Origin of the sequence: Maribacter algae (assembly GCF_047345745.1) — a bacterium.
Classification (GTDB): Bacteria; Bacteroidota; Bacteroidia; order Flavobacteriales; family Flavobacteriaceae; genus Maribacter.
Genome location: NZ_JBLFES010000001.1, coordinates 1,486,866 through 1,502,572, shown reverse-complemented (window position 1 = coordinate 1,502,572; position 15,707 = coordinate 1,486,866). Strand labels below are relative to the sequence as shown.

Genomic DNA, 15,707 nt, shown 5'->3' with positions numbered 1-15,707 from the left:
CTTTCAATAACGGGCGATATGGTTCAAAGGTCAGGGGTGAATCTAGGACATACAAGCAACCGACTTTAGTAGTACAACAATTTCTCCCCGAGGAGGGGAACATTTGACCTTGTCGATATCCAAGACGTCGACTATATTTATGAAAGACAATTCAAATCGCAAAAATGAATCATAAAATGTTGACAAAAAAGGAAATAGCGGATTATCACCGGGACGGGTACGTAATCTCAAAGGGATTTTTCAACAAGGAGGAAGCGGAACGGATATATGAGGCGGCGGTGTCGGACAATGTCTTGAAAAACAGCAGCTACGACCTCAATGACAAAAGCGGCAAAAAGACCAAGCTCGCCCTCTGGTACACGCCGGGGGATGATATTTACGGACTTACCGTGCGTACCGAACGTATCGTGAAATCCGTCGAAAAATTGCTGGGCGGCGAACCGGCGCATTACCACACCAAGGTCATGCAAAAGGAACCGAAGGTAGGCGGCGCTTGGGAGTGGCATCAGGATTTCGGGTACTGGCACCGATCGGGGTTTCTCTTTCCGCAAATGTTGAGCGTGATGGTCGCCCTGACCCAGGCCACCGAGGAAAATGGATGCCTCAAAGTCCTCAAAGGCTCGCATAAACTAGGACTGGTACAGCACGGTTTTGAGGGGGAACAGGTCGGGATCGAACAAAGTCTGATCGATGGCTTGCTCGAGCGGGATTACGAACCCGTATTGGTGGAACTCGAGCCGGGCGACACGCTCTTCTTTCATTGCAACACCTTACATACTTCGGCCGCGAACCTCAGCGATCATCCCAGATGGTCGATGATTTCGGCGTTCAACCGTGTGTCCAACAAGCCCTACAAGGAGGCACCGAAATCCGCCAATACACCGATTAACCGTGTTTCCGATGATGTGCTAAAGGGTGACGCTATTGTTGCGGAACTCAGTTCTAAAGATATGTTGACGCAAGAGACGGGTAATCCTACAAAATCGTAAACATCTATCTCTGCTGATACAAAGGCCCTTAACTTTTGGTTAGGGATTTTCTTGAGATCGGTTTAATATCAGCAAACTGTCATTATTACGGCCAACTAAAAATGAATTTTTATAGGGTGTATCTATTTTTTTGATGGTCCGTATTTCGCCGATTAAATCTAAACTTTTACCTTCGACAAAACCTTCTTTTCCACCTAATAAGTAGAAAGCTTTGCTAGCGTCGTAACGGGCTTGATAAGGGCTCACGCCATAAAAATTCCCTCCTCCTAAAACATCTAAATAGCCATCGCTGTTTAGATCGGTAATGCCGAAATCAAATATGGGCGCATATTGAGCGAAAAAGGGAAGTCTTTTAACTTGAAAGCCTTCAGTTTGCTTATTTTCTAGGTAGATTGAGGCTAAAAGATCAGTTTCGAGAATTAATGCATCCTTCAATTCTTGTTTTGTAAAAATCTCAGTGATTGGTTTCCCTGCATAGGCCTTGTTAGATACGAATCTTTTCTTAATTATTGCGGGTAAAACTTGACCAAGTTCATCACGATTGTTCACAGGATACCAAGCTCCATTACGTTGATAACAGAGGAGTTGTTCTATTTTACCATTATCATCTAGGTCTTTTACGTAAAGCCGCAGCTTTTCATTTCCGTGGTGCTTGATTAAGCGAGAGTTCAGCCCTAAGTTACCAGCTAGGATATCTAAATCGCCATCACCGTCAATGTCTTCAATTTCTACACTGTGCCATAAACCTTTGGTAGGCTGGTCGGTATTAATTTTTGAGGAAGAGAAATTCCCGTTTTCATTGATAAGGCATGTAATTGGCATAAATTCTCCTACAACAATAAGGTCTTTATCACCGTCGAAGTCAAGGTCTTGCCATTGGGCATCGGTTATCATGCCTAGGTATGGGTTGCTGTTATTGAAATCTTCACGTATTTTGAAATGGGTTCCCTTATTTTCTAGTAAAATCGATTTGGGCGTTGTGCCATAATTTCCGGGAATACTACGACCGCCAAGAAAGAGATCAATATCGCCATCACTGTCGTAATCGGCAGGTCGAACGCAAGAGGAATTGATTAAAAATTCAGGTAATTTTCCTTCGGTACGAGAAAACCTTCCCTCGCCTTTGTTTTCATATAATCGGTCTTTTATGCGAGAATCTGAAAACTGGTTGCCACCACTACAAACGTAGAGATCATTATCACCGTCGTTGTCCATATCGAAGAAAACGGCGTCTACATCTTCGTAAAACCGCTCTTTTTCAAAAACAGGCATATTAACTTTTTCAAACGAACCCGATGGCGTCTGTTGCCAAATGGCAGCGGCTTGTTCGCTCGCTCCTCCCGTGAATACATCTTCGAGTCCATCGCCATTTATGTCGCCAACACTTATTGCTGGGCCTTCGGTAGAAGCCATGAACGGAGCGAGCGCATCGGTATTAAAGTCATTATAGTTGTTCTCTTTATGCTTGAACGGAATTGAGTTTTTGATAATTTGAAAGGGCGATTGGAGCTTTTTCTTGCCTTGGATCGTATTTGAGTTTGCTTTTTTATAATCGAGCTTAAGTACGGTATTCGCAGCTACATGGGTGGCTACAGTGGTTTTTCCATCTGGCCAGACTGCAAAAACAGAATCAATTTTTTGACGGTTTCCTATCCCGAAATGCAGTTCAGGGCTAATGGCAGAAAGAAAACCTCGCGTTAGCATTTGTTGCTGCATTTGAACGCTATCCTTAGATTTTAGATAAACTTTGGCACCAATGCCATAGCGATTTAGTTTTGAGCCACTTAGCTTTACTTTTAAATAGTTGGCTTTATGGTTTTTTAAATTCGCGCTTTCTCGACTTAAGTTTTTGTAAATCAAAGCAGGCCGATTAATACGATTCACAATGATTTCTAAGTCACCATCGTTGTCGAGATCTGCATAGGTAGCTCCATTTGAAACTGTACCTTCTTCAAAACCCCAAGCTTCAGACTTATCTTCAAATGCTTCATTCAAATGCCCTTTGTAAATATAATCGTGAACAACCCCCAAAGGCATGTAATCGTAATAGTCTTGATAATACCGGTTGAGATCAAGGTCAGGGGTAGCATTTTTAGCGTAATCTTCAAGATAATTGATCAGATCAAGATCGTTGGGGCGCTTAACTATTCCGTTTGAGATAAATATGTCTTTTACACCATCGTTATCGAAGTCTGCGATTAGAGGGCTCCAACTCCAGTCAGTAGCTTCAATACCTAAAAGCGGAGCGATATCAGAAAAGCCTTTACCTTGATTGTTCAACTGTAGGGTGTTTTGACCGTATTGATTTTGATATCCGTAAGTGAGTTTGTATTTGTAGGATTCATACGATTCTTGACCCAAAGAACTTTTCTCAACGATTTCGTCTTCAGGTGCCATATCTAATGTCATTAAATCCAGGTAGCCATCATTGTTGATATCAGCGGCGTCAGCGCCCATAGAGAAACGGCTGTAGTGATTAAAAAATACACTGCCAGATTCTTTGAACGTGCCATCTTTTTGATTGATGTATAGATAGTCATCTTCATAGAAATCGTTAGAAATGTAAATATCCTCCCAAAGATCGTCGTTAAAATCTGCTACGGTAAGGCCTAGCCCAAAACCAATTTCCCCTTGATATATGCCCGCTTCTTCGGATACCTCTTTGAACTGGCCGTTATCGTTGCGATAAAGCCGGTCTCCAACAAACTCATTTTTACCTTCGCGTAATTCTGCTCGTTGTTGAACGTTTGCTCTATCGTTCGACATATTGAGCAGAAAGCAATCTAAATCGCCATCATGGTCGTAATCGAAGAAGGCGGACTGACAACCATAACTTTGTACATCGAGATTGATAATAGCAGCCATATCGGTAAAGGTAAGGTCGCCGTTATTGAGCAGGTATTGATTCTTCCCCAATAAGCCTCTGTACTGTGAAAGCACACTCAAGTAGATATCGAGATAACCGTCAGCATTGAGGTCGACCAAGGTTACTCCCGTGGTCCAATCGGCGGTACCTCCTGCGCCTGAACTTTCTGTAATATCTTCAAATTTAAAGTCTCCTTTATTAAGATAGAGCCGATTTTTTCCTGTGTTCGACGTAAAATAAAGATCGACCAGTCCATCGTTGTTGAAATCGCCGGTCGCCACGCCCCCACCGTTATAGAACCCATTGAAATCGACAATGTTCATTTGACGGTTGGCTACGAGCTTGTTTTGAAAAGTAATTCCAGTTTCTTGAGGATTGAGGCTTTCAAACAGTGCTGAATTTTTTCTAGTATGTTCAGAACAATTCCAACATAAAAAGAGCGTAAAAAGTAAGAAGCATATCCGCATAAATCAAAATTACATTTCTACTTTGAATAATATTAGGTTTGAATCTGTACCAGTATACAAAAGACCGCTTGAAATTTATTTTCGAGCGGTCATTGGGTTCAAAATTCGTTTTAAAAGCTATTTCATCGCGATGTTAAAGCTCGGTAATTTTAATATTATCAACATTAAAGTCGGGCGCAGGGTTCATCGGGTCTACAAAAGTGATTAAGCGTATATTGGTTAGGGTTTCTCCAAAATCGTCAGCCAAAGTGTAGCCCGCAGCATCGCCTTGTTGAACGCCATCTAAGAAAAATTTAATATTATTTCCATCTCTATCTATCTCGATACGCATGGCGTAGCATTCATTATTGGCTACCTGACCCGCCCGAGCTAATGTTGGATTTTCTCCGCCACTGCCCACTTTATATTCTAAAAGGCCGTTATTAATATTGATCTGAATGCGACCATTATTATTACCATCGGGTTGATTAACTAAAAAGCTAGAGAAAGTGCCCGTAACATTGTTAGAGCGAAACAAATACTCGATAGCCACTGAGCCTTCTATGGGTGTATCAAAATCCCAACGTGAATTGTTATTTGAATTGATATTAATGCCTGGTCCTGCGCAGCCTTCCTCGATGCTAACACCTGTTCCCGCAGTAAAACCTCCGAGACCATCATTAAACTGTTCTTCCAATAAAACCGCCTTAGCTTCTACAGCGGTTGTTTTAGAAATTTTGAAATTATCAACCGAAAATTCGGGTGTGGGGTTCATAGGATCAACAAAAGTGATTAATCTAGCATTAAAAAGCGTATCACCAAAATCGGACGGAAGCTGGTAACCCGAAGCATCGCCTTGCTGAATACCGTCGAGAAAAAACTTAATCGTATTGGCTTCCCGATCAATGTCGATTCGCATAGTATAACATTGATTATCGACTACCTGACCTGTTTGCGCCAAATTAGGGTTTTCACCGCCAGTACCGATTTTATATTCTAACAAACCGTTGTTGATGTTGATTTGTATGCGACCATCTCTACCATTGGTGGGTTGGTTAATCAGCATACTTGAAAAAGTGCCAGTAACATTATTGGTACGAAATAGGTATTCAATACTTACAGAGCCAGATATAGGTTCGTCAAAAGCGAAAGTGGTAGAATTCGCCCCCGTAACCGTAATGCCCTGCCCAGCACAGCTTGGTGCCACGCCTATTCCCTCGCCAGCTGCAAAGCCGCCCAAGCCATCTTCAAATGTTTCATTAATAAGAATTTCAACGCCTCCTGCTACAACGTTAACAATGGCCGTTTTAGTTAAGGGTTCTCGTTGGGGTGCAGTGGCCGTTACTAAAATTTCATATTCTCCAGCTTCGTAAACATGACTAGCTTCCCCTGTGGCTGTGCTTTCGGGTTCTGATCCATCACCCCAATCGATATCGTAATTGATTGCACTATTTGCTGAAGCATTTAACAAAATACGGGATGAATCATTAGGGTCAGGTTCTGTAATAAGTACCAGATTTGAAATAAGACCTATGTCAACCACCTGAGACGCTTTTTCATTAACTAGCCCGTCTTTTCGTGCTGTTATGGTAACCGAATAGCTTCCGTTTTCTGCATAGCTATGCGAAGCTTCTCCACTATCACTCTGTTCTATTAAAGTGCCATCGCCCCAATCGATTTCATAGTAATCGTTTCCTGTAGCCATAGCCGAAATGGAGATGGTTTTTGGATCATCAGGATTTTCAGTGACCGTAAAAGCAACATCTTCAATTATAGGTGCGGTATCAAATTGGTCGTAGTTGATGGTGTTATCACAAGCAGCACTGAGAACTAAAAGGATTAGCAATGCGCATATGAGTTTGAATGTTTTCATGTTTTTAATTTTTTTAAGTGGGATGGTTGGCTTTTTAGAATGTTGTTTTAAAAAATCAATATCCAGGATTTTGAACCAAATTCGGATTCTTGTCCAGTTCCGTCAAAGGAATAGGGTAAATCGTCCGGAAGTTGTCGAAGTTGACCTTGAATTTATAATCTAGCGGAATAAATTGTCCAAAGCGTATGAGGTCTTGTCTTCTCTTCGCTTCTAATGAAAATTCCCAAGCGCGTTCTGCAAGGATATCACCCAATGTGGGATTTAATATCGGCTTTTCTGGATCAAAATTTCTTGCTCGAACCATGTTGACTAAACTTTCGGGCGTATCACCATCGGGGTCACTTCCGCCTCTAAGTATGGCTTCTGCCTTGGTCAAAAGAATATCCGCGTAGCGTAAAATGACTACATCATTATTGGAGAAAGCACCTGTAGCATTGGGGTCTGGAACGTACTTTACGCTTTTAAAACCTTGTTCGACCGGGGCATCGGCTATACTCTCGATATCAAAAATCTCAAATTGCCCGTTTGCCGGATCTCCATTTCCGCCAGTACCTGCACCCTTATAAAGGGGTTCAGTTTGGGCTTCGTCAACAAATTGAGGGCCTTGTAAAATTAGCGTCCGACGGTAGTCGTCTTCATCATAGGTCTCAAAATGCTCTTGCATTACTGAAAAACCGCCCCAACCATTTATCGGCAGGTTAAATTTCCACGCTAGTTCGCCTTGTAGTTGTAATTGATTTGCAATTAAGCCATTACCTTGGTCGGCAGACATATTGGTTTTTACACTGGCATACATAATCTCAGGAGAGTTCTGATTTTGTGGAACAAAACTATCGGAAATGTTAGGGGTAAGTGAATAGGCACCGGAGGAGATAACATCGTTGCAAGCCGCAATACACTCATTCCAGCGGGGTGTACCGCTGTAAACTTCAGCATTGAGGTACAGCTTAGCCAAAAAACCTTGCGCTGCTTCTTTTACAGGTCTAGGGTAATGCGTATCCGGTACAGTAAATTTTTCAGGAAGATCGGCAATGGCCGCAATAAGTTCTTCTTCTACAAAATTGAATACTATAGCACGTTGCTCTGCTATGGGCTGGTTACCTGCAAGGTTATTAGGGTCTTGAACCGCTTCGGTTACAATAGGCACATTACCATAAAGATCCATAAGATCAAAATACGCCAAAGCTCTCAAAAACCTGATTTCCGCAATTTGCGACTGAAAACGTTCTTCATCAGTAATTGACTGTAAAGCCGAATTAGCGCGACCAATAATTAATGAATAAAAGTTGTAAACACGGCGAGAATACTCCGTACCACTGTCCCAAGTATGTTCGTTATAATTGCGTTCGCCGCAACAGTTCCAACCTCCGTTACGGGTGGGAATAACACCTATATCAGTACTCACTTCATGCATCATGAACATATATCGCCAATCGTATGCGTCTGAAAACGAGGCGGCTATACCACGAATGGTCGCTCCTACCTGATTTTCGTCTTGGTTAAATTCGGTAGCATCAAGTTGATCTAAAGGTATCTCCTCAAGATTGGTACAGGCGGAGAAGAATATCACAGCCAAAACCGAAATATGTATTTTTTTTAATGTTATGATTCTACGTATCATCATTGCTATTTTTTTACTATTAAAATTGTGCCTTTATTCCTAATATGTAAGTCCTTGCTCTCGGGTAGGTACTAAAGTCAGCGACGTTCAATTCAGGATCAAAACCACTGTATTCAGTAAGTACAAAAAGATTCTGCCCCGTAACATAGAGGTTTAAGCTTTGGAGTAGGGGAAAATTATCAACGTTGAGATTATACCCTAAGGTAGCATTTTCCATTCGGAGAAATGAAGCGTCTTCTACAAAACGGCTACTGACCTGCGAACTCGGTGCCAAGGTAGCACCACTTCTTAATACAGCATCTAACTGATTGACTTGAGGAAGATTCGAAATATTCTCTAAGTCATTTCTTGAAGAATTGAGTAAATCAATTCCCTGAACCCCTCTAAGGAAAGCACCAAAGCTCCATCGTTTGTAATTCATATTAATACCAAAACCGTAAGTGAAGTCGGGTTGTGCTACCCCGATAATTTTACGATCATCGCTATTGATTACGCCATCGTTATTTAAATCTCTAAAGCGTTCTTCGCCATTTTGATCGAAACCAATAAATTCCCATCCAAAAAGAGAACCTAATGATTCACCTTCTTTTGTAATCAAAATTTGACTTTGTTGCTGAGGCGAAGGTGCCGTAAAGGAGAGAATACCCGATTCAGGTGTAATAAGATTTCCTTCGGAAAGTGAAATTACCTCGTTTCGGTTGGTGCTTATATTCCCGTAGAAATCGAGATCGAAATTTTCTCTAGCCACCAAGTTGATGTTTGTGTTAAACTCAATACCCTTATTTTCAACTTCGCCCACATTTTCTAGGCGGGTTTCAACTGGTGTCGGGCTAGGAACTAAAAAGCGCAGTATTAAATCGGTAGTTCTTTTTTTATAAACTTCAAAACTACCCGTAATTCGGTCATTCATAAAACCGTAATCGAGACCCAGATTGAGTTGGGCAGTTGACTCCCATTTTAAATTGGGGTTGGCCACGGTTGATGGCGTTGATACTAAACCAAGTTCAGGGTTTTGGTTAAGCCCCACATTTGTTAAGGCTAATGAGCCAAAATTGGCTATGGCTTGGTTGCCCGTTACACCGTAGCCTACGCGTAGTTTTAGCGTTGATACGGTTGAACTTTCCCGTAGAAACTCTTCCTCGGAAATTTTCCAAGCGAACGCGGCTGAGGGAAAAATACCCCATTTGGTATCCGCTCCAAAACGGGTAGAACCATCATAGCGGAGAGTAGCCGTAAATAGATATTTGTTGAACAAATCGTAGTTCGCTCTACCAAAAAATGAGATGATCTTATTGGTCTCTGCACTCGTGCTGGCATTGTTAATTATTTCTCCTGCATCAATTCCGTTGAAACCTATAATGTCTTCAACAAAACCCGAACGACGAATAAAGCTGCCCGAATTTGAAAACTCCTGCCAAGAGTAGCCTGCTAAAAATTTAATTTTATGGTTTTCATTTGAATCGTTGTGATAATCGAAGGTAGTTTCTATCAGTTGGTTGTTATTGTTTCTAGTTTGAAAGTTGGCAAACCCATTATTGTCAAATCCGATTCTTGTTGATAAAGGAAAGAAAGATTTCTTTTCAATATGCTCTTGTGTATAACCCAGATTCGTCTTAAAATTCAGGTTTTTATGAAGTTCAAAATCGAAAGAAATATTGCTCAACAAGCGTTTAGATTCTCCTATGTCATCAATTAAAAGAGCCTGTTCTACTGGATTTTGAACAAAGGTTTGAATAAAAGAGAAGCCACCCGAGTACGGACTATTCGGGTCTCTTACTGGTGTAGTGGGCGTTGCCCGAAGTGCATCTCGAATAACATCACCAGCGCCGTCGCCACCGGCTGTCCCAATGGTAGGTACGTTATCGCTGGTTTCTACAGCGTATAGTACGTTCGCACTAACAGTGAGCTTATCATTTAAAAACTTTGAGTTTAAATTTAGCCTACCTGTTATATTTTCGACACCTGACGAAATAATAATGCCCTCTTGATCTTGATAACCGAAGCTAGCCTGATAATTTGTGCCTTTGTTTCCGCCAGTTAAAGAAAGACTATGCGATCTTGTTAATGCGGTTCGAAAAATTTCGTCTTGCCAATCTACATTGGCACCTCTATCTTCAAAATCCAAACCAGGATTTTCGGCCGCGTATTGTCGCACTTGCTCGGCAGTAAGAACGGGAAGTTTTCTGCGTATGGTAGAAGCACCGATATAGGTTTCGTAGTTTAAACGATTAACCCCATCTTTTCCTGATTTTGTAGTAATTAAAATAACGCCATTCGCTGCTCTGGATCCGTAAATAGCCGTTGCAGAGGCATCTTTTAGAATGTCGATACTTTCAATATCAGCAGGGTTAATCAAACTTAAGGGGTTGGTTGCTTCCCTATTAGACCGATCTATACCCGTATTGCCGCCGCCGCCAAAACTACCTTGGGCAAATGATACAGGAACACCGTCTATCACGTAGAGTGGGTCATTACTAAAATTAACCGAGTTAGGTCCGCGAACGCGTACGGTGGCTTGCGAACCAGGTCGACCACTGTTTTGGGTGATGCTTACCCCTGCTGCTTTACCTTGTAAGAGTTGTTGGGGTGAAAGTGCCGCACCTTTATTCAAGTCTTCTGATTTTAACGAGGTCATTGCGCCCGTAGCATCGCTTTTCTTTACAGAGCCATAACCAATAAGTACAACTTCATCTAGTTGAGATACATCTTCTTTAAGACCAATATCGATTACGCTACGCCCGTCTATAGGAATTTCTTGACCTGCGAAGCCTATATAAGAAAACTCCAATATACCATCAGGCTCTTGTGCTGTAATCGAATAATTGCCATCAAAATCGGTCTGAGTACCGTTACTCGTCCCTTTAACAACAACCGTGGCACCAGGTAGCGGTGCTCCTGAGCTATCGGTCACAGTTCCTGTTACCGTGGTTTGTGCTTGTACAAAAGAAAAATTTAGAAATAAGAGTAGTATTCCGAAAATGGAGTACTTCCTCAAGAATACGTCGCAGTAATGCTTCATAATAGTGTTCGGTTTTAATTTTAGGTTGTGGTTCTTTATTATCGCGTGTTTAGCTGTTTTAGTACACTAGCAAATGTTATCTATTATTCCTAAGATTTTAGGGTGTCATGTTTTGAAAAAGGGGGTCAGATTGTGCAATTAGCAATTAAGGGGAGATATATCTATCTAATAATCAAGATAATTGGCATGAATTTCAAGATTTATTGGTTTTGAAGCCTTAATTTAAAGAAACTAATATTACGAGCCATTTAAATACCGGTGTGAAAAATTTGGGGTCATAACTAAAGCGCTAATCCTATTCATTCAAATTAAACCCTTAGCTTCAAGCCGTTCCTTCAAACTTCGATAGGAATTCAACATGCCTTAAAGTATAGCCTTTTCCGAACCTTGTTCATCTATTAGGATGGGCTCAGAACTTTCTTCAACCTCGATTACCCTTACGCTATACGTGTCGCCGACACTAAGAGCAACTTCTGCCCATTTGACAAAATATCCTTATCCGAATCAAATGCACTAAAGGTCAAATCGATTGATTGACTATCTTTTCTGATAACTTTGAAGCAATGACGGATAACGATTCATTTTCGATGCCGGCAACAGTTTTGGCGCCTTTTACCTCCAATTCAAATCCAATCATAATCGCTGACTAATTTAATTGTATCCGACAATTATAACTCCCGATGTCCTCAGGCTCAATAATACCAAGTACATGACGGCATAAAATCCGCAGCTAGCTCAATCCTGCAACGACTTCTCTTCCTCCTCGGCGTTCTTCGCGATAAATTCTGATGGAGAAGAATTAAATTGCTTCCGAAAACAAGTACGGAAATATTTAAGGTCGTTAAAACCAACTTCATAGGCCGTTTCGGAAATTGAAAGGCGGTTTTGTACTAGAATTTGTGCCGCACGCTTAATGCGAATGGTACGTATAAATTCAGTAGTAGACTGACCCGTAAGTCCTTTAATCTTTCTAAAAAGCACTGATCGGCTCATGCCCATTTCGCCTATAAATGTACTTACGTTAAACTCAGAATCAGATAAGTGCTCTTCTACGCACTTTACGGCTTTATCCAAAAATTCATCGTCCTTAGATGTGAGAACCACTTCTTTTGGGTTTACTTTATAATTGCGGATAAAATATTCTTGTAGCCTTTTTCTAGTATCCATTAGATTTTTTACTTTAAGTTGAAGTATGCTCGGTGTAAAAGGCTTGTTTACATAATCGTCGGCACCATTTTCAAGGCCATCTTTTTTAAAGATGAGCGATGTTCTCGCCGTTAATAAAATAATGGGAATGTGGCTGGTATTGATATCCTTTTTCAATTTACTGCACAATGATATTCCGTCCATTTCGGGCATCATTACATCGCTAATAATGAGATCGGGAATAAGTTGGGTTGCCAGTTCGTAACCCGTTCCTCCATCAGAAGCTTCTTTAACCACATATTCCTGCTGAAAGCATCCGACAATAAATTTTCGAACATCATAATTATCTTCTATCACCAAGAGGACGGGAATATCTTCTTTTTTCTTACTACTCGATTTTGAAGGTTTCAGTTGCTTTAATTTTGAAGTACTTTTTTCTGCAGAGTTATAGTTTGTTACATCTTCGCCGTGGCGGAAGTTCTTGTAAATTTCGCCCTCTACTAGATGTTGCTTTCCTTTAGGCAATTGAATTGTAAAAACAGTACCTGCCCCTTCTTTAGAATCAATTTCTATAGTGCCGTGATGAAGCTCTACCAAACGCTTTGTTAATGCCAGACCTATACCACTTCCACGGGCGTGAGAGCCAACGGTTTCAATTTGGTAAAAGCGTTCAAAAATATGCGCCAAATGCGTTTCACTAATACCCTGACCCGTATCGGAAACCGATAGCACCATGCGTTTAGAGCCATTTGCATCTGCCTTTTTCTCAGTGACCCGTACAGTGATTTCTCCTTCGTCAGGAGTAAATTTGAACGCATTTGATAGGAGGTTGTAGAGCACAATTTCCATTTTGTCGCGATCAAAATACAGTTTTACCGCATCGGAAGTGCTTGAAAACTTGTAGGTAATATTTCGAGAATCAGCCAGTTCGCGAAAAGACAGGCAGGTTTCGTTGCAAAATTTAGCAAAGTTCCCTTTGGCGGCTTTCAGTTTTAACTTCCCCATTTCGTCTTTTCGGAAGTCCATAATATTGTTTACCTGTCGCATCAAGCGTTTCGCATTTCTCTCCATGACGGTAAGTTCTTGTTTAGTGGAAGCATCAAAATCATGGCATCGGTCAATTAACTTTTCTAGAGGGCCCATAATCAGGGTAAGTGGTGTGCGTAATTCGTGCGAAACGTTCGTAAAGAATTGCAATTTAAGTTCGTGCATTTCTTCGTCTTTTTCCCTTTCAAGATTTACTTTTTTAAGCGCGTTACGGTCTTTAATGCGTAACCGAATATAGTGCCATATCGCGTAGCCGATGGTCGATAAAAGCACCAAATAAGCTAAGATTGCCCAACCGGTTTTCCACCAAGGTGGGCGTACTGTGAGGGCGATTGAGGTGATTTCATCGTTCCACAGCATTCCTTTTTTTGAAGCTTTAACCTTAAAGGTATAATCGCCAGGAGCGATATTCGTAAAAGTAACTTGTCTGCGGTCGCCAATATTTAACCATTCGTCATTAAAGCCTTCGAGCTTGTAAGCATAGTTGATTTTCTCTGGGCGGGAGTATTTTAAGGCGATAAACTCAAAACTGAAGAGCGATTGGTCGTGGTCAAGTATGATGCGTTCAGTTTTCGCCAAGGGTTTTGTCAATGGCGAATTTTCATTGATTGTTATGGGTTTTTCATTGATTTTAAAATTGGTTAGTAATACAGGAGAGGTATTTTCATTAATTTTTATTTCTGAAGGAAGAAAAATATTAAAACCATTAATACCCCCAAAAACCAATTCGTTCTGTGACGTTTTCATAAAAGCATCGAAATTGAATTCGTTGCTTTGTAAACCATCTTGAACATCAAAATTATCGAAACTTTTTTCTGTTACATTAAATCGAGATATGCCATTATGAGTGCTAAGCCAAAGATTTCCTGCTTCGTCAGGAAGTATTCCGTAAACCAGATCGTTCGACAGCCCTTCTAATTTTTGAAATTTTTTAATTTGAGTGCCTTTGGCATCCATCCACACTAAACCTTCACCTTCAGAAGCCAGCCAATAATCTCCCATCTCGTCTTGGTGAATGCTAAGCACCGATTCTCTAATCTGATTATTGAAGTGCTCGAATACATTATAGGTTACTTTTTTATTTAATCCGTCGACTACCCCAAGTCCGCTCGATGTACCTACTAAAATTCTTCCATCGCGATCTTCGTAAATGGCGGTGATTTGCGCGAAATCATTGGTTTCATCGGAAAATCGGGTGAAGCTGCTTTCTTCGGGGTGAAATTGGTTTAACCCAGCATTAGAGGTGCCTACCCAAATTCGCGCTTTGCTATCGACAAAGAGGGTTAGAATGTAGTTTGAAGCGACACTATTTTCATTTTGTGGGTCGTTCACATAATGTTGAAACTGCTGAGATTTCGAATTAGGGTCAAAATAATCTAAGCCTCCACCAAAGGTGGCAAGAATGAGATTTCCTTTGCCATCTAAAACTAAATCATGAACATTATTATGGCTGAGGCTATTGCTATTGTCGGGGTTGTGATTGTAGTTGGTAAAATTTCCTGTTTCTCGTTCGTAATAATCAAAGCCGCCTCCTTCAGTACCTATCCAAAGATTGCGATCAGCATCTTCTGCGAAGGAGCTCACTATAGGAAAGCCTAGACCTGAGGTAGAACCGATGTGATTAAACGAATCGAAACTCCAGCCCAAATAATTAATACCACCTGCCCAGGTGCCAAACCATAGATTTTCAGACGCATCGGCGAAAATCGCGTGTACAGAATTTGAACTAATGCTATATGGGTTTTCAGGATTATGCCGAAAACGAACCGTAGATTTTTTCTCAAAATTATCGACATACAAACCGGAGTAGGCACCGATTAATAAATTTCCTTTACTGTCTTGATCTATGGCACGTACTGAGAGGTTAGCCAAGATATCGTTCTCACCTTTGTGCTTCAAAAACTCATCGGTTTCTTCACTGTAACGCCATAATCCCGATAGATTACCAACCCAAAGTTGCCCTTGATTGTCTTCGTACAGAGCACTGGCGTAATTGACTTCCCTAAGGGCATCTTTATTACCATTCTTAAGTGCGTAGTGTTTAAAGGTTTTAGTTTTTAGGTGCATCCGGTCAACGCCTTGATCGGTAATGACCCAGAGGTAGCCTTTTGAATCAGGGTACACCTCCATAACATAATTATTTTGAAGGCTGTTATTGTCATTAGATTTATGTCGGTAGTTAATTGTTTTATTGGTTTTAGGATCTAAAGCGGTAATACCATTATTGGTCCCCAACCAAATTTTCCCTTCCCGATCTTCGCGGATAGAAAGTACGCCGTTGCCTGCGATACCTTTATCGTTTTTCTCGGCGAAATATCGTTTAAACCCGGTGCCCTCAATATATTGGTTGAGTCCGTTTTTGGTACCCACCCATAAAGATCCGCGACTATCGACAAACACCACCTGTATTTGGTTATGGCTAAGGCTTAGCGAATCGCCTTCCTGTCGATAATAATTTGTAAAATCGAGTCCGTTAAAACGGCTGAGTCCGTCGCGGGTGGCGAACCACATGAAGCCTCTTATGTCTTGCGCAATACCTGTTACCGAGGTGCTCGGAAGACCATCGAAAATGGTGTAGCTTTTGAACTTAGGATTTTCAGTAAAAGAAATATTTTCTTGCGCATAGAGCAATCCTGAGCCTAGATAAGTGCTCAACAGAATATATAGTAAAAGTAATAATCTGTTCTTCATGATTCTCTG

At 41.1% G+C, this 15,707-nt stretch carries 6 protein-coding genes; 1 reads left to right on the top strand and 5 read right to left on the bottom strand.

Translation table 11 applies throughout. From position 1 onward, the window contains the following. Nucleotides 1–176 precede the first annotated feature (176 nt). Nucleotides 177–989 carry a phytanoyl-CoA dioxygenase family protein gene (locus ACKWBX_RS06620; RefSeq protein WP_413967857.1) on the top strand — a complete coding sequence of 271 codons (813 nt, stop codon included), beginning with the start codon at nucleotides 177–179 and terminating at the stop codon, nucleotides 987–989. Nucleotides 990–1,028: 39 nt separating this feature from the next. Here the strand turns inward: ACKWBX_RS06620 and ACKWBX_RS06615 are convergent, their stop codons facing one another. The 5 genes from ACKWBX_RS06615 to ACKWBX_RS06595 all read right to left on the bottom strand — a co-directional run bounded on the left by ACKWBX_RS06615 (nucleotide 1,029) and on the right by ACKWBX_RS06595 (nucleotide 15,698). After that, entirely contained in the window at nucleotides 1,029–4,178 is a 3,150-nt protein-coding gene (locus tag ACKWBX_RS06615; protein ID WP_413967856.1) for a VCBS repeat-containing protein, read from the bottom strand. Between the two features lie 277 nt (nucleotides 4,179–4,455). After that, entirely contained in the window at nucleotides 4,456–6,174 is a 1,719-nt protein-coding gene (locus ACKWBX_RS06610) for a PKD domain-containing protein (RefSeq protein ID WP_413967855.1), read from the bottom strand. 55 nt (nucleotides 6,175–6,229) lie between these two features. Further along, nucleotides 6,230–7,795 carry a RagB/SusD family nutrient uptake outer membrane protein gene (locus ACKWBX_RS06605; RefSeq protein WP_413967854.1) on the bottom strand — a complete coding sequence of 522 codons (1,566 nt, stop codon included), beginning with the start codon at nucleotides 7,793–7,795 and terminating at the stop codon, nucleotides 6,230–6,232. Nucleotides 7,796–7,814: 19 nt separating this feature from the next. After that, nucleotides 7,815–10,814 (bottom strand): SusC/RagA family TonB-linked outer membrane protein, encoded by a 3,000-nt coding sequence (locus tag ACKWBX_RS06600; protein ID WP_413967853.1) that lies wholly within the window; start codon nucleotides 10,812–10,814, stop codon nucleotides 7,815–7,817. Nucleotides 10,815–11,549: 735 nt separating this feature from the next. Continuing rightward, the gene (locus tag ACKWBX_RS06595) at nucleotides 11,550–15,698 is read right to left on the bottom strand and encodes a hybrid sensor histidine kinase/response regulator transcription factor (protein ID WP_413967852.1); all 4,149 of its coding nucleotides are present in this window, start codon (nucleotides 15,696–15,698) and stop codon (nucleotides 11,550–11,552) included. Between the last annotated feature and the right edge of the window lie 9 nt (nucleotides 15,699–15,707).